This is a genomic window from Flagellimonas sp. S3867, assembly GCF_014698935.1.
GTDB lineage: Bacteria > Bacteroidota > Bacteroidia > Flavobacteriales > Flavobacteriaceae > Flagellimonas.
The window spans coordinates 1039297-1064767 of sequence record NZ_JACVMN010000001.1 but is presented as its reverse complement, the minus strand read 5'-3'; the positions used below and the strand labels follow the sequence as shown (position 1 = coordinate 1064767).

Below are 25471 nucleotides of genomic sequence, written 5' to 3'. Positions count from 1 at the left end.
CATTTTACCAATGATTGTAATCTCTGTTGTTTTTTGTAACAAAACCACTTTACCGTCAACTAATAATTATCAACAAAAAACTATCAAAAATGAACGCACACGAAATAGACTATACAATTTACGGGGAGGAGATGCAATATGTAGAGATTGAACTAGACCCCCAAGAAGCCGTTGTGGCCGAAGCAGGTAGCTTTATGATGATGGATACCGATATTAAAATGGATACCATTTTTGGTGATGGCTCTGGTCAAGACTCTGGGGTATTGGGTAAATTATTCTCAGCAGGAAAACGATTATTGACCGGTGAAAGTCTTTTCATGACCGCTTTTTTAAATGTTGGCCATGGTAAAAAGAAAGCAAGCTTTGCCTCTCCTTATCCCGGAAAAATATTGCCTATTGATCTCTCTGAAAAAGGAGGCAAGTTCATCTGTCAAAAAGATGCTTTTTTATGCGCTGCCAAGGGAGTCTCCGTGGGAATAGAATTCTCTAAACGCTTGGGTCGTGGATTATTTGGCGGAGAAGGATTTATAATGCAAAAACTTGAAGGAGATGGTATGGCCTTCGTCCATGCAGGAGGAACCATGGCCAAAAAAGAATTGGGACCTGGCGAGGTTTTAAAAGTGGATACTGGTTGCATTGTGGGCTTTTCACAAACGGTCGATTATGATATTGAATTTGTCGGCGGAATCAAGAACACCGTATTTGGAGGCGAAGGGCTTTTTTTCGCAACACTGCGCGGACCTGGAACTGTCTATGTACAGTCATTACCGTTCAGTCGATTGGCAGGTAGGGTATTAGCAGCCGTTCCACGAGGAGGTAAGGACAAGGGCGAGGGTAGTATTCTAGGAGGCTTGGGCGATATTGTTATGGGAGACAACAAATTCTAAGGCTTATTTAAGATTGTTTTTACAATTTTAGTATCCATTAATTGACTTTAAGGGTGTTTTTGCTATGTTCGTAACATGAATTTTCAAAGCCTTTTTGACTTTCTTACCGAACTCCAAAACAATAATAACAAGGAATGGATGGATGCTAACCGAAAGTGGTATAGGTCGCTTCGGAACGACTTTATCTTGTGGTTGGACGATTTGGATTTGGTCATGGCTGAATTGCATGAGGATTACTATCCAACACCAGGGAAAAATGGGATCAATAGAATCAATAATAATCTCATGTTCCATCCAAATAAACCCACATACAAAGATCATTTTGGTGCAGGTTTGGACAAAGCCCCAAAATCTGCGGATTTTTATATCGAAATTGGTGTAAAACAATGCCTGTTGGCCGGTGGATTCTGGCGTCCAGAACCAAAAATATTACGCAGTATTCGAGAGGGGATTGATTATAATGGCGAGGAATTGCAAGAGATTCTGGACAAACCTTCCTTTAAGAAACGTTTTGGAGGACTGTATGAAGACGAAAAATTGACCAATGCCCCCAAAGGGTTTACCAACGATCACCCACATATTCATTTATTGCGCAACAAAACTTTTGGAGTAGAATGCCAATTGGACAGAAAAGAAGTCTTCCAACCCGATTTTAAGGAAAAAATTAAGCTAGCTTATTTGGAAATGCTCCCATTCCGACAATATTTGAACAATGCTGCGTCAGTATAGTTTTGCTATCAGTCATATATTTGGCAGTTAATTTCCATTAACCATTAATCCATTACAATGAAATACGGTAACGTTAGAAACATAAAAAAAGAATTACTCTCCAACAATTGGTATTCTCTAAACAAAATATCTTTTGAGTATCAAAGAGAGGATGGAGAATGGGAAGAGCAAGCCCGGGAAGCATATGATCGTGGAAATGGGGCCGTAATTTTGTTGTATAACAAATCCAAAGGAACTATAGTGCTGACACGCCAATTTCGAATGCCTACCTATTTAAATGGTAATGAAGATGGAATGATGATCGAAGCCTGTGCCGGAATATTGGAAAAAGGAAATGCCGAACAGACCATAAAAATGGAGGTAGAGGAGGAGACCGGTTATAAAATTGACAAAGTTGAAAAAGTATTTGAATCGTATATGTCTCCGGGTTCTGTTACCGAGATTCTGTATTTTTTTATGGGTCATTATGAAGAGAATATGCGAGTGAGTGAAGGTGGGGGCGCTGACGAAGAAACCGAAAATATTGAAGTAATGGAAATGTCCTTTTCTGAGGCCATAAAAATGATGAACAGCGGCGAGATTAGGGATGCCAAAACCATAATGTTGCTGCAATATGCCCAAATAAACAAGTTATTCGATTAAGGTTTTTACGACCAATGAACTATGAGTTTTTCAAAAATTGCCGTGGGAGGCGGATGTCATTGGTGTACCGAAGCTGTTTTCTTATCCTTAAACGGAGTCAACAAAGTTGAGCAGGGATTTGTGTCTTCGCAGGACTTCGAAGAAGCCTTTTCTGAAGCTGTTGTGGTCACTTATAACAACTCGTTGATTTCGATGAGGGATTTGATAGAAGTTCATCTGCATACCCACAAAAGCACTTCAGCACATTCGTTCAGACACAAATATCGGTCAGCGATTTACGTGTATTCAAAAAAAGATTATGTGAGAGCAACCAATATGCTGAACGCATTAAATCTTGATTTTGACCAGCAATTGATTACCAAAGTGCATTACTTTAAACAATTTAAGCCATCCGAAGAACGGTTTCACGATTACTATTATGCAAACCCAGAAAAACCCTTTTGTGAAACCTATATTTCACCAAAACTTAAAACCATATTGACCAAATTTGGGAAATTGGCAAATCGGGAAAAAATCAATGCTTCTCGTGAAGCGATTTAAGAAGTGTATACATCTGAAACCTTACTTCACTGCTGGGAATTTGAAAATGATTGTTCATAAAACTGAAAATCAAAACTTTTCCAGATTTGGTTTTGAGGTAACCGCTGAGGTTATAGTTATTTCCAAAGGAACCCGATTTGGCAAAAATAAAAGGTTCCATATTTAGATTTTCCCATTTTGAAACCGTACCAGTAGCATCCCAATTTGGAAACAATGTGAACAAACGCTTCGTATCCACATTCTGATATAGCCTTTGCAAGATTTGCACAAAAGATTTGGGGGTGAACAGATTATATCTGGATAGGCCAGAACCATCTACCCACCTCGGCTTTTGGTCCAGAAAGGAAAGTTCGTTTTCCAACATATGGTCCATGGCTCTTTTGATGCCTAGCGTATCTGAAAGTGTGGAAGAGGCCGTCATCATAATTTGTTCTGCCAAAAAATTATCACTTACGTGCATCATTCTTTTATAAATTGAATCGGATTTAACACCGTAAAGAACTTCTTTTGGCGCTGCGGGTAAACTGTCCAAAAGAGTCACTTCTTTTTTAAGAAGCGATTCCAATAGATATTTGGTCAGACCTTCCTTAATAATAAAAGGCATCTGAATAGTATCTTGTTGTTCGGTATTTATGTAAAATTTATTGTTGAACTCGTCCCTTCCTGTGGATGAATTCGTTTCCTGAACGCTATCCAGAAAAAACAGGGGGGATGCTTCCAACCCATCAATATTTGATAGGGAAACGACATTACCATAAAGGGGCAATGGGCTCCTTTCCGCTGAAAAATAATAAGGATAATCCTCCCATGCCCATCCGGGACCAAATCTCTCATCTTCGGAATTTTCAAGGAATACGGCTACGTTCTTTTTTTGTTTTAAAAAATTAATGGCTGTGCTATCCTTAAAATAGGGATGTAGCCAAGATGGATCTCCGGTAGGAACAACATAAAGGGAATCATTGTTCTCAATATATTTCAACGCTGGAAAATGCTCTGGAATCATTTTTAACCCCGTAAACAGCGTAACAATTTTGGTATTGCTGGCAGGAGTAAAATACATCTCACCATTAGTGTTGTATAAAACCTTATTGGTTTCGGCATCCATGACCACCAATCCATGAAAGGAATTTTGAAAAGTGTTTTCCTTTAGCTGATTATCATATTTGGACAAGCGTGAAGAAGAGCAGCCAAAAAGAAGGAAAAATCCTGCTAACCATATGAGGGTTAGATTCTTAACTGTCTGATTATAGGTTAGGTACATTTTGTTGTTTGTCGAATTTAACACGAAATTATTTAATTTTTAACCTCAATTTGGTGAAATAAAGGTTGATTTTTTGTAATTTAGGGTACAACCTTTAATTCAAAATAATCAAATTTCTATGCCCAGAGCAATGTTAGATTACACCAAAACTGTACTCTCGAAAGTAAGTTTTGATGCAAAACTCTTCGCTAAAGAATTGAAGAAAGCCGTTTCAAGGTTATTACCAAATGAAATCGAAGAACTCAAAATCTGGTTGCAACTATTTATTTTAGACAAGCCAGAATTACAACCCACTTTATTATTAATAAAAAAATGACAAAAGCCGCTTTAAGCGGCTTTTTTCTTTAGGTACATTTAGTTTTTTCCAAGTGGACTGATGATTTCCACATCTTGGAAAGCAATGGCGCCCCTAACAATACTCGAAATTACTTCTTTTAATGCTTCCGTAATCTGTATTTTAAGTTCGCTCTTATGGTAAATAAGACTTATCTCTCTTGCTGGAGAAGGCTTTTTAAATTGCTTTAAATACTGCCTTTTCTTCTGATCTAAATCCAAGGTATTTAAATAGGGCAATAAAGTCATGCCCATGCCCTCGTCCGATAGGCTAACCAAGGTTTCGAAACTACCGCTTTCAATTTTAAAATGTTCTTGGTTCATATTTTTTGGCGACTGACAAAGATTAATGACCCCATCCCGAAAACAATGCCCGTCTTGCAACAATAAAATATCGCTTACCTCAAGATCTTCCGTGACAAGCTGATTTTTTTGGGATAATCTATGATTTTCAGGCACGTAACCAATAAAAGGCTCATAATAAAGTGGCCGCTCTTTAATGAATTCAATTTCTAGCGGAGTAGCGGCGATTCCTGCATCCAAATGTCCATCCAGAATATTTCTGATCAAGGCATCTGTGGGTTGCTCTTTAATAATTAAATTGACCTTGGGATATTTTTTAATAAAAGTTCCCAAAAACATGGGTAACAAAGTTGGCATCACGGTCGGAATTATACCTATGGTATAGTCTCCGCCTATAAAACCTTTGTCTTGGTCAACAATATCCTTGATGCGTTCGGCCTCCGCAACAATGTTTTTGGCTTGGGCAACAATTTTCTTTCCAACCTCTGTTATCGAAATAGGTTTTTTACTTCTGTCGAAAATTAAAACATCCAGTTCATCTTCAAGCTTTTGCACTTGCATACTCAAAGTGGGTTGGGTAACAAAACTTTTCTCCGCAGCAAGGGTAAAGTTTTTGTATTCAGCTACGGCCAAAACATATTGTAATTGGGTTATGGTCATGAATCATAAATTTGAGAAATAAAAATATGAAAAACCATCAATTATATTTATAATGGCTATAGAAAAGGCTAAAAAATTTTAAAGCAACGCGAAACACAACTCTTATAGAAAACATGGGTTGATTAATTTCCAAATCTTTATATTTATTTACTGCTGATTGACCAAAAGCTAGCAATGACCACAACCGAACTAAATCATTTGGTGGATTTCCTAAAACGAGTCCCATTTTTCTCAGAAGTTGACAAAGCCTCCCTTTTGCAATTATGTAAGGATGCGGAAACAGAAAGTTTTGGAAAAAATGACTGTATCATTCAGAAGGGAGCTTTGGGTGATGGAATGTACGTAATACTGGATGGAAAGGTTAAAGTTCATGATCAACATCATTTGTACAGCACCTTGTCACCCACAGATTGTTTTGGTGAGTATGCATTAATTGATGAAGAGCCGCGATCAGCATCGGTTACCACTTTGGAGGAAACCTCACTGCTAAAAATTCTACCCAAAACGTTTGTAGATCTCATTGCAACGGACAGAGGCTTCACCAAAGGAGTTTTATCTGTTTTGATTAAAAGACATCGAGAGTTGGATATCATCCAGGAAAGTCTGGCAGCCTCCAAAAAGGAAATTGAACTGTCCAATTCCAAAATGTTGGGTTTGATAGATGGCGCTATGGATGCCATCATTATGTTCGATAGCAACTTTAAAATTGTGCTGTCCAATGCTTCAGCAAATGCCATTTTGGAAAATGAAGATGTGATCAGACGTAATGTACTTTTCTTTTTGGATGAAGAAAGCGCCAAAATGTTGGAAACGCTGATCAAGGCACATTTGGACGGACAGAATGATGGGATGGATACATACCTTCCTTCGGAAGTAAAAGTAATTGGTTCCAACGAAACGGAAACCTTGAACGAAGGAACCATAAGCTCTTATGGAGCCGGAGATGAAACGTTTTATACGCTTATTCTAAGAAATATAGATGATAGGGTCTTGGCAGAGCGGAAAATAAACTCACTCACAAATCAAACCAAGTACCTGCAAGAAGAAATAAAACAACTAACAAACGATTATGGCATAATTGCCCAAGACCGCACCATGGCCCAAGTACTTGATTTGGTGGAACAGGTTGCCGGTACGGAGGCTACTGTATTGATACAAGGAGAAACTGGAACCGGAAAAGAATTGGTGGCCAGGGCCATCCACAATGCCAGTGACCGAAGTGAAAAACCGTTGATACGAATAAATTGTGGCGCAATTCCGGCCAATTTAATTGAAAGCGAATTGTTCGGTCATGAAAAGGGAGCCTTTACCGGAGCCACAACCAGCAGAAAAGGAAGGTTTTTATTGGCGGATAAAGGAACAATTTTTCTGGACGAGATTGGTGAGTTGCCGTTGGATTTACAGCCCAAATTATTACGTATCATCCAAGAAGGGGAGTTTGATCCCGTTGGAAGCTCTGAAACGATCAAGGTGGATGTAAGAATTATAGCGGCTACGCATCGAGATTTGTTGGAATTTTCGAAAACGGGAAAGTTCAGGGAAGATCTATATTATAGATTGAATGTTTTTCCAATTGTTGTTCCAGCATTGAAAGATAGGGGAGATGATGTTTGTTTGATTGCTGATAGAATGGTTAGACAGTTCTCCAAAAAAATGAACAAATTTATCGAACCCATATCCAATGATCAAAAGAAATTGTTCATGGAGTACGATTGGCCAGGTAACGTGAGGGAACTACAAAATCTAATTGAACGTGCCATCATTATTTCGAACAATGGCCAGGTAAATTGGCAAGCTATAATTCCACATGCGTCGTCACCAGTGTCAAACAAGGAAGATGTTGAATCAAATCGTATTTTAACATCACAGGAAATGGTGGAATTGGAAAAGGAGAATATCCTCAAGGCTCTGCGGCAAACCAATTGGAAAATCTCTGGAGAAAAAGGGGCCGCAGCGCTGTTACAATTACGCCCAACAACTTTAACTTCAAAAATAAAGGCGCTAGGTATCGTGCGTCCGGTGTAATTCACGAAATTTCATAAATACACTAGCGATATTTCGTTTTTTTACGAAATATCGCGACACTTTAATATACATAAAACCTTTGTAATCAATTGATTTTTAGATAATTACAATTTTTGGCACGCCAACTGCATTAATAAAGGCAAACAGAAAAATTAATCTTTTAAAAATTAAAAAAATGATTACAACAGCAAACATTAAAAACGGAGTAAACGTAGATCAATTGGTAGACACTATCAATGCAGTACAAGGAAACCCTGAATTGGCAAAATTCGAGTTTAGAGCCAAGAACAATTGGATCGATGGTGGTCATTGTGTGACAAGCATCAAAGATTATTATGGAGTGGGTGAAGAGCACGAAACAAGAAGTAAAGATGCCTTTACCATGGAAGCCGATCACGTGGAAGTTCTTTTAGGTAAAGATTTGGCACCTAACCCTGCCGAAACTGTATTGCACGCATTAGGTTCTTGTCTTACAGGAGCAATGGTTTATCATGCTGCTGCCAATGGAATTGACATTGAAGGTATGGAATCTACTTTAGAAGGTGGATGCGATTTGCACGGTTTCCTTGGATTGGATCCTGAAGTCAGAAAAGGTTTTGACGGAATCAAGGTGAAGTTCAAAGTAAAATCGGATGCTTCTGAAGAACAATTGAGAACTTTGGCTCAATTCTCTCCAGTATTCGACATGCTTACCAATCCAACTCCTGTTTCTATCGAGTTCGAAAAGTAAAATTTGAAATAAGCCGCCCATCAAAGGGCGGCTTATTCATTCTTCTTTCCAATTACCCATACCTCCTAAAAATGAAAAATCAGCACCAAAACATACTAAATGGTAATCAGGCAGCAGCTCATGTCGCTTATAAACTTAATGAAGTTTGTGCCATTTATCCTATTACGCCAGCTTCTGAAATGTCAGAATTGGTTGAGGAATGGAGTGCTGAACAACAAGAAAATATTTTCGGCAATGTCCCTTCGGTTTTCGAAATGCAAAGCGAAGCAGGTGTCGCCGGGGCAATGCACGGAGCATTGCAGACAGGTGCGTTGGCAACCACCTTTACGGCCTCACAAGGCCTTTTGTTGATGATTCCCAATATGTATAAAATTGCTGGTGAACTAACACCTAATGTGATTCATGTAGCTACGAGGTCCGTGGCAACCCACGCCCTGTCAGTTTTTGGAGACCATAGCGATATTATGGCTGCTAGAAACACGGGGTATGCCTTTTTGGGGTCTTCCTCGGTTCAAGAGGCAATGGATTTGGCCTTGATCTCGCAAACCGCATCACTTGCATCTAGAATCCCCTTTGTTCACTTTTTTGACGGATTCAGAACTTCACACGAGTCAGCAAAAATTGAAATGATCCCTGACCAGGTCATTGGAAACATGGTCAATAAAAAACTTATAACTGCTCATAGAAAAAGAGCTCTTAACCCAAACTCTCCTGTTATTAGAGGAACTTCCCAAGGTCCTGATGTATTTTTTCAGAGTAGAGAAGCTGTCAACCCATATTATAAAGCATGCCCTGAAATTGTTCAGAACGAGATGGACAAATTTTTTGAAGAGACTGGAAGACAATACAAGCTTTTCGATTATGTGGGGCATCCAAAAGCCGAACAGCTTATTGTCGCGATGGCATCCGCTACGGAGACTATTGAGGAGACCATTACTAAGCTAAATGAAAATGGCGAGCGAATTGGATTGATCAAAGTTCGCTTGTTCCGACCGTTCAGCGCCAAGCATTTAATTGGAAGTATCCCTTCTACCTGCAAAAGCATTGCAGTGTTGGACAGAACCAAGGAACCTGGATCCACAGGAGAACCTTTGTATTTAGATGTGGTGCAATCTCTTTTTCAAGCTGCAGAAAAATTCGGAAAATTGCCCAATATAGTAGGAGGTCGGTATGGATTGAGTTCCAAGGAATTCAACCCTGCCATGGTCAATGCCATTGTAGATAATTTGAAATCGGACACACCTAAAAATGGTTTTACTGTAGGGATTAATGACGATATTTCTGGTACAAGCCTTATTTGGGATGAAGAATTTCAAATAAACACCGATTGCCATCAAGCACTTTTTTATGAGAAAAAGGCAGACGACACCAACGAGTACTTTAATCAGTATTTAAAATTGTTGGGAGAAGATACCAACATCTATGTGCAAGGCTATACCGAATGCGACTATAAAAAATCGGATGCACGAAGTGTTTCCCATTTGCGAGTGGGTGCTAACACTATCAAAGCACCATATTTGATAACCAAAGCTAATTTTGCGGCTTGTGATTCCATTTCTTTTTTAAAGAAGGATTCAGTTTTGTCAAATATTAGGTCTAACGGAAAGGTTTTAGTGTGTTCAGATTCTACTCCAAATGAGTTCTGGAATAAACTCTCCCATGAAGAACAAGCTCTTATACAATCCAAAGAAATTAAATTATACCTGGTCAATACGAATGAGTTGCCAAGACTTATAAATATCGGCGAATTTTTCATTTCAAGATTGCAGGCATGTCATTTGGCCCTGACCAACCAATTTTTGAATCCTCAGAATTTAGATTGCATAAGAGGATGCATTCATGAGGTCGATACCTCACTGTTATCTTCTGAAAAGGAAACTTTAGTGGACATTGCTTTTTCAAAAACACTATTGGGACAATTGCTGGCGCAAAAAGGAAATGAGATTCCGGTAAGTGCAATGCCTGTAGACGGAACCTACGAGAGCAACACATCAAAATTCAATGAAAGAAGTAAAGCTTCGGCGCTTCCCATTTGGGACACCGATTTGTGTACCCAATGCGGTGCCTGTAGTATGGCATGTCCTCAGGGAGCGCTGCGCACAAAAGCCTATGAAGTAGACTTTTTGAAGCACACTCCGGATCAGTTTAAGTCTGTTGAGTTTATGGAGGACATTAATGGTTTTGATTTATTGAACTATACCGTTCAAGTAAACCCTGATCAGTGCACATCCTGTAACAACTGTGTTGATGCCTGTCAGGCAAAGGCGTTGTTAATGACTCAAAACCAATCCAAAATTAAAAAGGAGAAAGAAAACTGGGAATATTTCAAAACCATTCCCGAATTCGACAGAACAAAAATTGATGCCACTAAAATAAATCAGCAACAATTGCAAGAACCACTTTTCAAATATGCAATGGGCGTTGATGGTTGTGGCGAAGCTCCTTATCTAAAATTGGCGTCACAGTTGTTCGGTGACCGTATGGTTGTTGCCAATGCAACAGGGGCAAGTTCTATTTTCGGTGGGGCACTACCAACAACCCCATGGTCCAAAGACCAAAAGGGTAGGGGACCAGCATGGTCAAATTCCCTTTTTGAGGATAATGCGGAATTCGGATTGGGATTTCGTTTGTCCGCTGATCAGCAAGAAGCGCAGACAAGAAATTTACTCAAAAAGCTAGAAAATCATCTTGATGTTGAATTGGTTCACGACATTTTAAATGCCAAACAGGATACGGAAGCTGAAATTGCATTGCAAAGAGCCCGAATTGAAAAACTAAAAGAGCTCCTTGATACAATGAATCATGAGGAATCAGAATTTTTAAAGGAGCATGTGGATAGTTTGATCAAAAAAAGTGTGTGGATTGTTGGTGGAGATGGTTGGGCCTATGATATCGGGTATGGTGGATTGGATCATGTGTTGGCTTCTGGGAAAAACGTAAACATCTTGGTACTTGATAATGAGGTCTATTCCAATACCGGCGGACAAATGTCAAAGGCCACGCCTTTTGGAGCCTCTGCAAAATTTGCTGCAAAAGGAAAACAAAAACAAAAGAAAGATTTGGGGCTTTTGGCCATGAATTACAATGATGTTTATGTAGCATCAGTGGCTATTGGAGCCGATCAAGAGCAAACCTTGCAGGCCTTTGTTGAGGCAGAGCAACATGATGGACCTTCATTGATCATTGCCTATTGCCATAGCCCAGCGCACGGCATTGATATGAAAAATCCATCGCAATACCATAAAGCTATGGTAGAATCAGGTCAGTGGTTGCTGTATAGAAATGATCCAACCAGAAAAAACAATGGACTTAACCCATTGCAACTCGACTCTGAGACTCCAAGCCTTCCTATTGTCGACTATTTTAGAATGGAAAAACGATTCGAGGCACTTTTTGAAAATGATATGGAAACCTTTGAGGAGCTTATTACACAGGCTCAATCTCATATCAACGAGAGATTTGCCAATTATAAATTGCAAGAATCAATTCTCCGGGAAGAGATCGTTTTTGTACTTCCTTGAAAAAATAGCTTGACTATTTTTCATGCATTACAGTCATGGATTGCCAGTTTTTGGGTGCACCTTCCGAAATGTATTTTTCGCAGGCAGAAACAAAATATTGTGTAACCGTATCCTTGGGATTCTTCACAAGAATCTTTTCGAACAGTTCGAGGGAATCAACGAAGTTTTGATCAAAAAACAGTTTTACACCTGCATCATAATTCTTTTTTGTTTCCAATTTCAAGGTTATACTTTCCACCTTATCACCATCGATACATTCATAAATCCCTATAGCCTTTTGCTTGCCTTTCACTCTGACCTTGCCTAAATATCTGAAATTGAAACCACTTATATCTGTCATGGAATTTAAGGTGTCTTCGCTGATAATGATGTTTGCTCCAAAATGTTTGGTTACACCTTCTACGCGTGAAGCACTGTTTACGGTATCGGAGATTACTGCCGGATCATTTCTTTGGGTATCACCAATTATACCCATGATCAATTGCCCGGTATGTAAACCCATTCCAACAGAGATAGGAGCGTACCCCTTTTCTTTGACCCGCCTTTTATTATAGAGGGATAGGGTTCGTTGCATTTCAATGGCGGCGTCCAAAGCACTTTCCGATTTATGCGGAAACAAAGCCATGATACCATCACCTAAATACTGATTTACAAAACCTTCATTTTCTTTGATTATTGGTCCCATACGTCCCACATAGGCATTAACGAACTTAAAATTTTGTTCAGGGGTCATACTTTCGGCAAGTGTGGTGTAGTCTCTAATGTCAGAAAACAAAACGGTTACGTTTTTCTCTATATGATCACCGAGCCTCACATCTGTAATGGATTGTTTTCCTACGGATTGCACAAATTCTGAAGGAACAAATCTTGAAGTGGCCCTATGGATGGTATTTAGATTAATATGTGTTTTAATCCTGCTCAATAGTTCATTTTTGGAGATTGGCTTGGTCAAATAATCGTTGGCTCCTGCATTGAATCCAACTACGAGTTCGTTAACCGTATTTTTAGCGGTCAACAGTATCACGGGAAGATCACTTGCGATATATCGTTCCCTAATTTTTTCGCACACCTCATAGCCTGAGATTCCGGGCATCATTACATCCAAAAGCACTAGGTTATACAGGTTTTCATTCTCCAATTCTTCTAAAGCCTCCTTGCCGGAGCTGACTTCGGTTATTTCATAACCGGCGACGGTCAAATGATTTTCAAGTACTCTTCTATTCACTGGCTCGTCATCAACAATCAAGATTCGGGGAACCTCTTGTCCCTTTATTTTTTTTGATCCGGGTAAAGGCAATTCTTTTTGAAGGGTAGAGCGCATCTGAACAAAATCTGTAGAAGTGGTGCCATTTGATTCAAAGTCTTTGCGGTCCGTCGAACTCAAGGGAAGTGTAAAGGTGAAAATGGAACCTTTCCCTTCTTCTGTGGAAACATCAATTGACCCTCCATGCAGTTCAACCAACTGTTTGGTTACCGAAAGGCCAAGACCTGTGCCACCATATTCCCGTTGCGTTGATCCATCTGCTTGTTCAAAAGAATTAAAAATGGTGTCCAATTTATCTTCCGGGATACCAATGCCCGTATCTGTGATGGATATACTCAGCATATCGTCCTTGGTTTCAGAAAACAATGTCACATAGCCTTTTTGGGTAAACTTGATGGCATTCCCAATTAGATTATGCATGATTTGTTGCAATCGGTTCTCATCGGCATTTACCAAAGGCACATCTTTGGGGATTGAGTTTATGAGTTTTAACTTTTTATCTTGGATCAAAGGGTGTGATAATCGCAGCACAATAGTGGATAGTGCATGAACATCCACCTCACGAAGAGAGAGCTCAATATCCTTGTTCTTCAATTTTGAAAAATCGAGAATGTCATTCACAAGGTGTGAAAGTCGTTTGCCGCTATTGGCTATCATGTCTAAATTCTCCAATGCTGCTTTCGAAAGTTTTCCTGCAATACCTTCTTTTAGCGACTCGGTTAAACCTATAATACCAACTAGAGGTGTTCTAAGTTCATGGGAGGTATTCGCAAGAAATTGATCTTTTAATTGATCTACCTGTTTTAATCTTTGAACAACTTCGCGCTCCTTTTTTAATTCTTGTGTTTTTTGTCTGGAACGCCAATAAAAAACTCCAAAAAGTAAAAGCCCAAGACCTCCAAACAGAAAAATATAGAACTTATTACGTTGTGTGTTCAGATCACGTTCAAAAGCAACTTGCTGCGCTGCTTGCTGGCTATGAAAAGCAATACTATCTGCCAATTGCTCTTTTTCAAATTGATATTGTAGCTCATTCCTAGTGATTTCTTCAGTTTTATTTTTATTGAACAGGGAATCTTTGAGTACAGTAAATCTTCTATAAAATTCAAGCGATTTATTTGCGTTCCCAAGACCCTCCCACGCTAAACTAAGACATTCGCAAGCCTCTTCTTGGGCCAAAAGGGCTCCCATTTTTTCACTCATCGCCAGACTTTTCGTGCAATCTCTTTTAGCTAACTGAAACTTTTTCTGATTTAAATATGTTTTTCCACGGTATAGATAAGTGGTCGGGAGTCCTTCATTATCCTGAATCTCACGTTTTATACGTATGCTTTTATTCAAAAATTCCAGAGCCGTTTTGTAATCGCCCTGTTCGTTGTAAAGTGACCCCATATTGGCGTATGCCCTGCTCAGTCCTATTTTATCATTTACTTCTTCAGCTATTTCAATACTTTTTATTAAGTATTGAAATGCTTGGTCATACTTTTTTTGATTACCATAGACCAAGGCAATATTGTTATAGGCTGCAGGTAGTGTCCTTGGGTTATTGAGCTCCTCTTTAAGTTTTAAGCTATATAAATAATACTCCAGAGCTTTTTCATTGTTCTTTTGTTCAATGAAAACATTGCCAAGATTGTTGGTAACTCTGGATAACCCCGGTTTGTCATCAAGTTCTTCGGAAATTTTGAGGCCTTCCAGCAAAAATGAAATGGACTGTGTATAATTTCCTATCTCATAATGTATAGTTCCAATATTACTAAGGGTAACGGCAATATCCTTTTGGCTTTCCAATTTTTTAGAAAGAACGAGACTTCTATTGAACCAATTCAGTGCATCTTCAAGTTTCCCCTGAACAGCATAAGTATTTCCAACCAATCGAGTTGACGTAGCTTGCCATTGTAGATTATTGGTTTCTTGGGAAAACTCAAGCATTTCATTTCCAAAAACCCTGGCCGAATCTAAATTTTGTCTGAACCGAGAAATAAAAATCGAATATGCCGCTTCAAGTCTTGTACTATCCTGTTTCGAGATATCTTGCCAAACAGTAAGCAGACTGTCCTGGCTTTTGCTTTGTGCTGTCATGGTGTGCACCGTCAAGCATATAAACAAAAATAAGAGGAGGTTTGGTTTGATGGTATTGGTTTAAAGTGGTTGATGTACGGTTACTTAAATGTAACGCTTAAAGTGTAAAGCACAAAATAAAAGGCGTGCCAACGGCACACCTTTTAGCTGATTGATAAATAAACTTGGATTCTAAAATCGAATGCTGAATTTTAGATTATTCCCCGCTACATTGAATTTGGCTGCTTCAAAGTTTGGAGGACCGTAAGAGTTAGCATTGCCGGACAAACCATAATTTTCTTTTGGCATTCCATTGCTTTCAAAATCCATTCGTTGATTTTCGTTTGCATCATGCAAGGCCATGATGGCATACGTGCCTTCAGGTACGTTTTGAAAGGTAAATGACACTTTTCCATTTTCAATCTTACTTTCCAGATTTTGAATTCCAGGCCCTTTCATAAAAGTGTCTTTTGTGTGAAGACTTACCATTACCTTTCCATCGTTACTTAAAATGTTGTCGATAGATACTTCGATGTTGTTACCTGAGTCTGCTTGGGAAAAACCTGAAAAGCATATTAAAAGTAATCCCAATGTTAGTGTTACAGTTTTCATAATTCTTGTTTTTGATGTTTCTGATATACCAAAACTCTTTCAATACCAACAGCTTAGAAATTTAAGAATACCGAAATGTTGTTTTTGTTGACTGAATCGTAATGAATCCATATTCTTGGGTTCAAGGTGATTTGGTGGCATGTTTTTTGATTCGACTTGGAGAATACCCATGTGAACATAAATAAGTTGCCCATAAATAATACCCACAACTATGAGAACTCTTTTTTATCTGTTTTTTGTCACTTGCTTTTTTGCGTGCCAGCAAAGCGATTCTGAAACCTCACCTGAAGATTCAGAAATGCCAACAGAAGTTATTCGTGATGGATTGAATATTGTTTCATTGCAGACGGCAGTAAAAAATGCTGCTGAATCTTCAAATTTTTATGGATTACTTGTGGTAAAAGATGAAAAAGTGGTCGTGGAGGAATATTTTAGGGGTAAAGAAGCGGGGGACCTGTTCCCAATTCGTTCCATTACCAAAAATTTCACCTCAGCATTGACCGGTATTGCTATTGAACAAGGATTGATTAATGGATTGGATTACCAAATCAAGGATATGTATTCCGAATTGGCAGGAACTTCCAAGGAGCAGATTACCATAGGACATTTGTTGAATATGTCATCTGGTCTTCAATGGAATGAGGAACAAGAAATAGAAGATTTGCTTGGATTGAACATCCAAGATCCCATTGGAAATTTATTGTCAAGAGATTTAGAATCCGAACCTGGGGCAACCTTTAATTACAATACCCTATCACCACATGTGGTTACCGATATTATAGCGAAGATATCCAATGGTACATTTAGAGACTATGCCATAGAAAATTTGCTGGACCCTTTAGGAATTACCTCATTTGAATGGGAAACAGACCCAGATGGTAATGCTTGGGGTGGGGTAGGATTGGAACTTAGGACGCATGATCTGATCAAATTTGGACAACTGTTTTTGAATAACGGCATGTGGAATGGACAAGAATTGATTCCGGAAGAATGGGTGACTCTATCTTCCACGGCACAAATAGACATACCACAATCGGCAACCAAATATAGTCTTCAATGGTATGTGGCCGATAATTTAGATCGTAAGGTCTATTTTGGACAGGGTTTTGGTGGCCAGGCTTTGATGTTGATTCCCGAAGACAACATGATGATCATAGCCGTTCAAGAATATCTGGTGAGCTTTGCCCAAAACAATCAGCAATGGAATAACTTTCTGGAAAAAGTTTTTCCGCCAATATATCAATCCATTCAATAAACAGTTTCTAATTCGAACAATTCAACCCGATTAAATAACAGTTCGGTAATTCAGATTGGCCGATGTTTTATTTCGCAAGCATTTTTGTGGCATCAAACAACGAAAAGTCATGAAAAACCAGATATTTTTTTTGCTTACTTTCTTAAGTACAGGAATATTACTTTCACAAACCATAGTATCAGGGACGGTCACGGACACCAAAAATAACCCGATAGTTGGCGCAAATGTATATTTGGAAGGTACTTATGATGGAGCTTCAACAACGGAGCATGGAAAATTCAGCTTTGAGACCACAGAAACCGGTACACAAACCCTGGTAATCTCAATGTTGTCTTTTGACCCGTATTATGAGGTAGGAGATGTGAAGCATCTTGAAAATCTGCAAATAAAATTAGTGGAATCGATTAATGCGCTGACCGGGGTTACCTTGACTGCAGGAACGTTTGAAGCGGGGGATAACTCAAAGGTTTCGGTTTTAAAACCACTGGATATTGTTACTACTGCTGGGGCTGCCGGGGACTTTGTTGCCGCGTTACGGACCTTACCGGGTACCACAACAGTGAATGAAGATGGCCGACTATTTGTGCGCGGTGGTTCCGCAGGTGAGACTCAGGTGTTTATTGATGGTCTTCGGGTTTTTCAACCGTTTAATGCAACAGCAAACAATATACCTACAAGAGGACGATTTTCGCCATTTCTGTTTAAGGGAATCACCTTTAGCACTGGAGGATATTCCGCAGAATACGGTCAGGCATTGTCAAGTGTTCTACTTTTGAATACAACCGATGTACCGGATCAGGAGAAAACGGATATTTCTTTAATGTCTGTTGGTGGTGGATTGGGTCATACTAAAATATGGGGTGATCAATCACTGAGTATAAACACCTCCTACATCAATCTTTCGCCCTACGAGTCATTGATTCCTTCAAGTCAAGGAGTTCGATGGAACAGTCCTTATGAATCCATTGCCGGGGAGGCGGTTTTTAGAAGCAAAGGGGAAAAGAGCATGTTTAAGTTGTATACCGGGTTCAATCATTCCAATTTGGACATCGACCAGGAGGACATCAACTTTGATGATTTTATCAGGTTTCGTTTAAAGAACAACAACCTATATTTTAACTCATCCTACAAGTACTTTTTTGAAAACGATTGGAGCTTGACCACTGGGGCAGCTGTTTCTAGGGATTCAAATGACATTGGTTTGTTGGAAAATGCCATTGAAACCAAGGAAACGGCATCTCACGTTAAAGTGAAGTTGCGAAAGAATTTCAGTAACAGATTCAACCTTACTTTTGGTTCTGAACTATTTAACACAGACTATGAGGAAACCTTTATGGCAAATGACGGTTTTACTTTTGAGGGTAGTTATGACGACCAATTATGGGCTGGTTTTACGGAAACCGATATTTTCTTGAGCAATCAATTTGCGATGAAACTTGGAATTCGCGGAGAACATAGTTCTTTAATGCAAGATTTTACAGTTTCTCCAAGGGTGTCATTGGCCTATAAACCTGGAGATAAAGGGCAATTTTCGTTGGCGTATGGAGATTTCTATCAGAACCCATTGACCAATGTGGCCAAGTTTGGCCAACCACTTTTATCCGAAAAAACCTCACATTATATTTTAAACTATCAATATGTTGGCGACGGCAAAACGTTTAGGGCAGAAGGCTATTATAAGGATTATGACAATTTGGTAAAATATGATGCGGAACAACCTCAATTTGATTCAAATTTTACCAATCTGGGGAATGGTTATGCTGCAGGTCTTGATGTTTTTTGGAGAGATAACAAGAGTATTAATAACTTGGATTATTGGATTTCATATTCATATTTGGATACTGAGCGGGACTATCAAAATTTTAGCGAAAGGGCAACTCCCAATTTTGCACCAAAACACAATTTCTCTCTTGTGACCAAATACTGGGTGAATAAACTGCGCTCACAGGTAGGACTTTCTTATTCATATGGGTCGGGCAGACCTTATGACAATCCAAATACGCCTGGGTTTTTGGCTGAGAAGACCAAATCGTACAACAATCTAAGCGTCAATTGGGCCTACCTTATAGATCAGCAGAAAATTCTATACTTTTCCGTTAATAATCTGCTGAGTTTTAATAATGTCAGCAATTATCAATATGCCGACACGCCCAATATGAATGGAATTTATGATAGGAGAGCAATAACTCCTCCTGCCGATAGTTTTTTCTTTGTAGGATTCTTTTGGACCATTAGTACTGATGGTAAGAGCAATCAGTTGGACAATTTATAATCCAAATAAGCAAACCCTACTGTTGCATTTTTAAATAATAATCCGCCGAGTGTTTTCCAGAGCCGTATACAAAGAAAAAAACACAAGCCAGCAATGTAACGGTGGCCAAAATAAGGTTGGTCGTATTCATTTCTCCTAAGAAGTTGGTCAAAACCGCACCAATCAAAATAGGCAATTGAGCTGCTGCTGCCCATCGGGTAAGCAATCCCACGACAATTAAAAAACCACCCACAAAATGAGCAGGGGCTATGTAGTGTAAAAGAATCATCCCCCCTGGCATTTCTTGAAAAGGCCTAACCATGATCGCCATCTGCTCATGATTGGTCATAAATTCAATTCCCTTGTAAAAAAGAAAGATTCCAAGGGCAATTCGCACCAAATCCAAAGGATAATAGGTATGGGCATTCGCCCATTTGTTCAAATTTTTAACTCTTCCCATGACGTTGGAATTTTAAGAATGAATTCTATAATATACTCATTTTTAATGAGGTAAGAAAACATTTATCGTGGCCACAGAGGGCCAAATCAAGGGAGGATTTTCAGTCTATATGAGATCGGTCACTGAAATCTTTAGGAGGTTTTCAAATGTAGTTCCATCTGAATATCACTTCGTTCATAAGGGGAAGTGGCTCCGGCTATTTCTTTAAAACCCAACTTTTTATATAAACTTATGGCTGGACCTAAAACTCTATTACTTTCCAAATACAATGTAGTTGCGCCCAAAACTTTGGCCTTGGCTATAATATGTTGCCCCAACAATTTACCAATACCCTTTCCTTGGGCTTTGGGAGACACTCCCATTTTCGCAAGCTCAAAGTCAAAATCTGGCTGTTCGCTTTTCATGAGGGCGCAAACCCCAACAGCTTCATCGTTCAACAAGGCAACCGCAATGTATCCACCTTTGTCCAAAATATATTCTTTTGGATTGTTTAGGGAAATTCGGTCCATTTCCTCCATCTTAAAATATTGGTTGATCCATTCTTCATTCAAAACTTTAAATGCTTCGAAGTATTTCTCCGAACAGGGGATAATTTTTATTTGCTCGTTCATAGAATCAATAAATGATAGAAATCAGCGTAAAAATAATTGGAAATCATGAAAGAATTGGAATCCCTTGGAAAAGGTTCATAATCAAGGACATAAGAAAATGGAATGAATTACGTTACATATAGGCGTAGTTGTCAAATAAGCACGCAGTTCATCGAGTAAATTGGTTTTTTGACGATGAAAAACGTATAATTACAGTATAGTTAATAATAAAACTCTTACAAGTATCCCAAATCTTGCAATGAGACCAGACGACAAAATCATACCAATCCCAAATGGGATGATCAACCTACTTAGAATTTTAGGCTATGGCTATAAAACTACCCCCCTATTTCAAAAATTTCACGATACGTCGAAATAATCGGCTTCTTTTTTTGATTATACCCCTCCTGCTTTGCGGCGAATTAAACGCTCAAGAAGGGAATCCATATGTGAGTTATGATGTTCCTTTCCAGAATCTGTTAAAGTTTAATCGATTCTTGATCAATCCGACGTTTTCAGCAGTTCGGGAGGACAAATCCTATGTAAATCTATTTCATAGAAGTCAAAGTGCAGATTTCAATGATAATAACCAAAATTACTTTTTAAGCTACAGTGGTCGCCTTAACGATCGGGTGGGTTTAGGTTTGAGTCTGTACAATCAGCAAGAAGGTGTCATCTCCAATTTAGGGGTGATGGCCAATTATTCACATGGCATACAGTTGGGTCTAAGAAGTAGCTTGAGCTTTGGTGTAAACATTCCCTATTATGTGAGTAGTTTTGACCCGGATAGGGCTGTCACCGTAGACGATGATCCATTGCTGAACGACGCAACCCAAAACTCCATTATTTCTTTTCAACCTGGTTTGAATCTCTCTTTAGGAAAGTTCGATTTTGGCGTATTTGCCCAAAATTTGGTGGATTATAACATGAAGTCTGGTAAATCGTTGACCGAATTCAACGAAAAAACCTTTTCAGGCCACGTACAGTTTGCCCATGAGTTTAAAAATGGGGCGGGAATCTTTGAAGATGGCAGACTTTTACCTTTGGCCAGAGCACGATTTGAAGGCGATACCGACCCAATTTTTGGTGGAGGACTGATTCTTGACTTACCCAAATTAGGATGGATTCAAGGAGGATACGATCAGTTTTATGGTGCCTCCGCGGGTACCGGGTTCAATTTGAACCGACGACTATCCTTCGGATATAATTTTGAGAAGAATATTAATAATAACTTCACAAATTTGGGTGTTACCCATGAAGTTTCCATTGCTTTCTCATTTGTACCCAACCTTTCAAGAAATACGTTGGCATCCAATGACGAAGGTTCCACTAAAAAACCGATTGAGGGAACCTTTGTGGCAGATATCAAAAAGGAAAAGAAAAAATCCAAGAAAAGTAAGTTAGAGGCAGAAACTACCTTAAGACCAACCAACAAGGAAGATTTGGCTTTTTGGGAGGAACAAGTTAAGCAATTGAAAGAGAATCAGGAAGATAGCTATGCCATTATTGATGAACTGCTCTTTAAAATGGATTCGCTGGAAAAGTCTAGGGACCAAGAAATGGAGAAACGATTTGAGATGGTTATGCGCATGGTTAAAAGACAAACGGATAACAAACGTCCAGATGTTGAGGCCAAAGCGCAACAAATTTATCTGGCCAAGAATACTTCGGATCTAGATTCAATTTTCGATGCAGTGGAACAAACTCAGATAGCTGCAAATACCACGATAAAACCCAAAACAAAAATAAAACCAAGACCTAAAGCAAAGATACCGATTAAAAAGGGCGCATTTACGGGTGGAGCTTTCAAGCCTGTTGAAAAATTCATTAGCCTAGACGGTATAGGCAAAGGTCATTATATAGTGGCCAATGTATTTAAAAATGAGCGTTATCTAAAGAGCTTTATGGCTGAGCTAAAATCAAAAGGGCTTGATGCCAAATACTTCAAAAACCCAGATAATGGCCTTAACTATGTTTATTTGGCCAAATACCAGGAAAATGAAGATGCCTACTCGGCATATAGATCACAGCTGAAAGGATCTTATAAAGAGGATATCTGGATTATGCATGTGAACAACTCTCGATATTCTGGATGGGCCGATACCAAGTTTCAGGATAACGAGTAACGGATTGCCTTAAACGCTTGGCAATCTCTTGATGATAAATTTCATCTGACCTCTATGGTTCGATTCATGTTCGCATACATGAAACCATTTACAATAGTTGTTGGTCGGTTTATTTTGGAAAAACGGTTCGGTTTTTTCTAACCAACTGTCATCTCTTTTTGCCAATTCATTATGGGTGATTTCCCTTACTTCTTCCAGTTTGGATAGATAGAAATCGACTGGATGTCCCTTGATTTTTTCTCTGCCATCTTTTCCCATGGACATTGGCACATCCCATTCTTCTTTTATTTCATCACTCCAAGAACCCCACTCCATTTCATTGAATGTATTGAGTTGATAATATCTTTCTGTCGCAGCTAAGTGCAAGAGCATGGCCCCAATCGAATTGGATTGATCATCTATTTGATAATCCAATTGTTCCACAGTCAAATCTTTTACGGTACCAATGACCCAGTGGCGCATCATGGTCATGGTAGAAAGCAAAGTGCCAATTTCTGGGGCATATCCCTCTTTGGGACCGATAAGATATAAGTCATCTATTGTACTTTTTTCCTTTTTGGAATTCCCAAAACTTTGGGTTGGTGTAAGAGCAAGTCCAGCGGTGATTAGTGTGGAGCCGGCCAAAAATTTTCTTCGTGACGCTTTCATGAGATTGGTGTTTAGTTGTAAAGAGTTGTTTTTTAATGTCTTACAAGATACGAAACACCTCGATTCCCAAAACCAAAAATCACATCATTCAATCCTTGATTAATTTTGCTATTGCATTGCTTCCTAAATCATCCTTTTCCGAAAGCTCAGAAACAATTTTTGCATGATCCTGTGGTCGGGTCTGTGAAAGCTTGTAGGCAGCTTGAATGTCAGTAATCTCAATTTGGAACCCAACTACGCCATTAACTTGTCTTAGAGTTTTGGGAGACATATCATGAAGTGATACCGGATTTTTAGAATCCCTCTCATATTTATTCACCAATTTATGTAACGATTCCATGGTTTCCTCCGCATTCAAGACCACTAGTTTGCCATACACATGTACGGCAATATAATCCCAGGTGGGTACTTCTTCCTCTTGGTACCATGATGAGGATATATAGGCATGTGGTCCGTTAAAAATGCATAAAACCTCTTTGGATTCTTCAAATGTTTTCCATTGCGGGTTGGCTTTGGAAATATGTCCCTCTAGAACATCCCTTCCTTGACCATTTCTGTCCAATTCCAAAGGAATATGGGTGGCCCAAGGTTTACCATCAACCTGATTGACCAAAATGCCGAAGCTGTTTTCTTTTAAAAATGTTTTGACCTCGTCAACATTTTCGTTTTTGTAGTAATGTGGAATGTACAAGGGTAGAAAAATTCAGTTTGCATACTTTTTTACGATCTCCGATACATCATCATACCGTTTCCAAGTCTTTGGCCGTTCATAATCCAAGCCAGATTTCATGACCATCGCATTTGGATAGTTATCACGAATGTGCCCCCAAGTTGTGTCTTCCCAAAAGGTATCTTCTAATTTTTGAAGTTTCACATCTTTTAGTGAACCGGAAACCGCTTTGTCAATCAATGGCCACCAAAGGCTTTCGGTTTCTCGGTCCCAAAGGACAAAACCGTCAAGTCCGTCCCATACTTTGGGGTCAAAATAGGTATACCCGCTTAGGGCGAAAGTGAAGACCTTATCGGCATAGGTTCTTTTATAAACCGCACCCAAATCGGCCAAAATGCAATAGGCAGCAAAGATGGGCTCACCATCCAGCATATCATTGACCACTTCATGGCGTGTTAGGTCGGCAACGGAATACGCTTTGATGTCATCTCCCTTTTTAGCCAATAAAAATCGACTGTCAGGGGTCCAATTGGCATCTGCCTCAAGCACTGTATGAAATTCGGGTTTTAGTATCGCTGGAAAACGTTCACGACCAATCCCATAATGAAATTGGGCAGGTTCTAAATCCAAATTGTCAATTACAAAATGTTGTGTTTCACTAGCACCGCCATAAAGTAATTGGATGCCGTTTTCTTCAAAAAATTTACCATTTTCCAATGCACTTGGTCTTTGGGAAAATCCCAAAAAAGAAGACAGTATAAGTATGAGAAGGATGTATGATTTCATGGTGTTACTTTTAGTTAGGCAGTCGAGATGCTGAACGGAAAGTTACAAATTGTAGGTCAGAACAGGTTGAGGTTTCCTTATTATTTCGACATAAAAAAAAGCGGGAATTCAATTCCCGCTCGTTATTTTATAAAATCTCGCAAAGGTTTAGTTACTGCGTTTACTCTATAACCTCTTTTTCTAATTGAAAATCTTGGACAGTTTTGTTCGCAGCGGCGATTTGAACTTCAACCGTGTCGCTCTTTACGTACCCTTCCAATTCGGCAAACACTTTATAAGAACCAGCTTCCAGCCCCATAATGGTGTAATTGCCATCTGCATCGCTAAAACCGGAAGTATTTAAAGTATCAGCGGCCAAAACGGAGATTTGAGATCCTTCAAGGGCTACTTGCAGTTCTTCTTCCAAAGTAGTGACGCTACCGGTAAGACTTCCTGCTGTTGATAAATTACTAACCTTGATTACTGGTTTAAAGTTAAACCCATTGATGCCATCTACAGTCTTGGTATTGCCTTTGGCAACAAAGGAACGACTTACATCGAAATCCAATAAAAGATCTGCTGATAATCCACCCGCTACGGTTATACCCGGTTTAATGAAAACTTTGATGCCAGTTTGCTCGCCACTAGGAACTTTTAAGTCAAAGGTTCTGCCGTCTGTCAAAACAACGTTAACTCCTTTCACATAAACCCGTAAAAGATCATATGTCCCAGCGGGAACATCGAGGTCGGCCAGTTGCTCCGTTACTCCATTGGTCAGATCCAACAAGTTGACTTCAATCTCTTCTTCCATTAAAGTGATAAATGGTGAATCATCATCAGAATTCATATCATCTGAGTTATCATCCATGTCGTCATTTTCTGCTTTTCTGGCTTCCAACTTGAACACTATAACATTGGCTTCCGCAACCATATCAAATGGGAAAGGAGCATCTGTTAACTGAACGGTCAATTTTCCTGTGGAATTCACATTGGAATTGGCATCATCTGAACAATTTATAAAGGTGAGTGCCAAGGTCAACGCTAGACCAATTAAAAATTTCATTTTCATATTTGAGGCTTTTAACAGGGTGATAGCACCCTTGAGGTTAATGTTTTATGTTACCCCAAAAATGCAAAT

21 protein-coding genes are annotated in these 25471 nt (G+C 39.1%); 11 read left to right on the top strand and 10 right to left on the bottom strand.

Going from position 1 to position 25471, the window contains the following annotated elements; all coding sequences use genetic code 11:
- Positions 1–89 precede the first annotated feature (89 nt).
- The 4 genes from IAG46_RS04795 to IAG46_RS04780 all read left to right on the top strand — a co-directional run bounded on the left by IAG46_RS04795 (position 90) and on the right by IAG46_RS04780 (position 2798).
- Entirely contained in the window at positions 90–887 is a 798-nt protein-coding gene (locus IAG46_RS04795) for a TIGR00266 family protein (protein ID WP_190809177.1), read from the top strand.
- Between the two features lie 75 nt (positions 888–962).
- Entirely contained in the window at positions 963–1616 is a 654-nt protein-coding gene (locus tag IAG46_RS04790) for a DUF2461 domain-containing protein (RefSeq protein ID WP_190809176.1), read from the top strand.
- 57 nt (positions 1617–1673) lie between these two features.
- A complete protein-coding gene (locus IAG46_RS04785; RefSeq protein ID WP_190809175.1) occupies positions 1674–2258 on the top strand; it encodes an NUDIX domain-containing protein in 585 nt (194 codons plus the stop codon).
- A gap of 21 nt (positions 2259–2279) precedes the next feature.
- Entirely contained in the window at positions 2280–2798 is a 519-nt protein-coding gene (locus IAG46_RS04780; RefSeq protein WP_190809174.1) for a peptide-methionine (S)-S-oxide reductase, read from the top strand.
- On the opposite strand, the gene IAG46_RS04775 is transcribed toward IAG46_RS04780, so the two are convergent.
- Positions 2773–4059, bottom strand: coding sequence for a D-alanyl-D-alanine carboxypeptidase (locus IAG46_RS04775; RefSeq protein ID WP_190809173.1), 1287 nt, complete (start codon positions 4057–4059; stop codon positions 2773–2775). The genes IAG46_RS04780 and IAG46_RS04775 overlap by 26 nt on opposite strands.
- A 118-nt stretch (positions 4060–4177) precedes the next feature.
- Between IAG46_RS04775 and IAG46_RS04770 the strand changes: the two genes are divergently transcribed.
- Complete coding sequence (locus IAG46_RS04770) at positions 4178–4375, top strand: hypothetical protein (protein ID WP_190809172.1); 198 nt, start codon at positions 4178–4180, stop codon at positions 4373–4375.
- Positions 4376–4413: 38 nt separating this feature from the next.
- Here the strand turns inward: IAG46_RS04770 and IAG46_RS04765 are convergent, their stop codons facing one another.
- A complete protein-coding gene (locus IAG46_RS04765) occupies positions 4414–5355 on the bottom strand; it encodes a LysR substrate-binding domain-containing protein (RefSeq protein ID WP_190809171.1) in 942 nt (313 codons plus the stop codon).
- Positions 5356–5529: 174 nt separating this feature from the next.
- On the opposite strand from IAG46_RS04765, the gene IAG46_RS04760 reads away from it, so the two are divergent.
- The 3 genes from IAG46_RS04760 to IAG46_RS04750 all read left to right on the top strand — a co-directional run bounded on the left by IAG46_RS04760 (position 5530) and on the right by IAG46_RS04750 (position 11631).
- A complete protein-coding gene (locus tag IAG46_RS04760) occupies positions 5530–7380 on the top strand; it encodes a sigma 54-interacting transcriptional regulator (protein WP_190809170.1) in 1851 nt (616 codons plus the stop codon).
- Positions 7381–7555: 175 nt separating this feature from the next.
- A complete protein-coding gene (locus IAG46_RS04755; protein ID WP_190809169.1) occupies positions 7556–8110 on the top strand; it encodes an OsmC family protein in 555 nt (184 codons plus the stop codon).
- 71 nt (positions 8111–8181) lie between these two features.
- Positions 8182–11631: a 4Fe-4S binding protein gene (locus tag IAG46_RS04750; RefSeq protein WP_190809168.1), complete on the top strand. Its 3450-nt coding sequence runs from the start codon at positions 8182–8184 to the stop codon at positions 11629–11631.
- 13 nt (positions 11632–11644) lie between these two features.
- On the opposite strand, the gene IAG46_RS04745 is transcribed toward IAG46_RS04750, so the two are convergent.
- Both IAG46_RS04745 and IAG46_RS04740 read right to left on the bottom strand, forming a co-directional pair.
- On the bottom strand, positions 11645–14977 hold the full coding sequence (locus IAG46_RS04745) for a tetratricopeptide repeat protein (RefSeq protein ID WP_190809167.1): 3333 nt from the start codon (positions 14975–14977) through the stop codon (positions 11645–11647).
- Positions 14978–15148: 171 nt separating this feature from the next.
- Positions 15149–15568, bottom strand: a complete 420-nt coding sequence (locus tag IAG46_RS04740; RefSeq protein WP_190809166.1) for a DUF2141 domain-containing protein — start codon at positions 15566–15568, stop codon at positions 15149–15151.
- A gap of 211 nt (positions 15569–15779) precedes the next feature.
- On the opposite strand from IAG46_RS04740, the gene IAG46_RS04735 reads away from it, so the two are divergent.
- Together IAG46_RS04735 and IAG46_RS04730 are read left to right on the top strand one after the other, a co-directional pair.
- Positions 15780–16823 (top strand): serine hydrolase, encoded by a 1044-nt coding sequence (locus IAG46_RS04735; protein ID WP_190809165.1) that lies wholly within the window; start codon positions 15780–15782, stop codon positions 16821–16823.
- Positions 16824–16932: 109 nt separating this feature from the next.
- The gene (locus IAG46_RS04730) at positions 16933–19095 is read left to right on the top strand and encodes a TonB-dependent receptor (RefSeq protein WP_190809164.1); all 2163 of its coding nucleotides are present in this window, start codon (positions 16933–16935) and stop codon (positions 19093–19095) included.
- 16 nt (positions 19096–19111) lie between these two features.
- Here IAG46_RS04730 and IAG46_RS04725 read toward each other — a convergent pair whose 3' ends face one another.
- Both IAG46_RS04725 and IAG46_RS04720 read right to left on the bottom strand, forming a co-directional pair.
- Positions 19112–19534, bottom strand: a complete 423-nt coding sequence (locus IAG46_RS04725) for a DoxX family protein (RefSeq protein WP_190809163.1) — start codon at positions 19532–19534, stop codon at positions 19112–19114.
- A 131-nt stretch (positions 19535–19665) separates the two neighbouring features.
- A complete protein-coding gene (locus tag IAG46_RS04720; RefSeq protein WP_190809162.1) occupies positions 19666–20145 on the bottom strand; it encodes a GNAT family N-acetyltransferase in 480 nt (159 codons plus the stop codon).
- A 371-nt stretch (positions 20146–20516) separates the two neighbouring features.
- Between IAG46_RS04720 and IAG46_RS04715 the strand changes: the two genes are divergently transcribed.
- A complete protein-coding gene (locus IAG46_RS04715; RefSeq protein ID WP_190809161.1) occupies positions 20517–22250 on the top strand; it encodes a PorP/SprF family type IX secretion system membrane protein in 1734 nt (577 codons plus the stop codon).
- 9 nt (positions 22251–22259) lie between these two features.
- On the opposite strand, the gene IAG46_RS04710 is transcribed toward IAG46_RS04715, so the two are convergent.
- From IAG46_RS04710 to IAG46_RS04695, 4 genes are all read right to left on the bottom strand, one after another.
- Positions 22260–22898, bottom strand: coding sequence for a DinB family protein (locus IAG46_RS04710; RefSeq protein ID WP_190809160.1), 639 nt, complete (start codon positions 22896–22898; stop codon positions 22260–22262).
- A gap of 88 nt (positions 22899–22986) precedes the next feature.
- Positions 22987–23589, bottom strand: a complete 603-nt coding sequence (locus IAG46_RS04705; RefSeq protein WP_190809159.1) for an FMN-binding negative transcriptional regulator — start codon at positions 23587–23589, stop codon at positions 22987–22989.
- A 12-nt stretch (positions 23590–23601) separates the two neighbouring features.
- The gene (locus IAG46_RS04700) at positions 23602–24354 is read right to left on the bottom strand and encodes a DUF3179 domain-containing (seleno)protein (RefSeq protein ID WP_190809158.1); all 753 of its coding nucleotides are present in this window, start codon (positions 24352–24354) and stop codon (positions 23602–23604) included.
- A 160-nt stretch (positions 24355–24514) separates the two neighbouring features.
- Entirely contained in the window at positions 24515–25396 is an 882-nt protein-coding gene (locus tag IAG46_RS04695; protein WP_223826575.1) for a DUF4382 domain-containing protein, read from the bottom strand.
- Between the last annotated feature and the right edge of the window lie 75 nt (positions 25397–25471).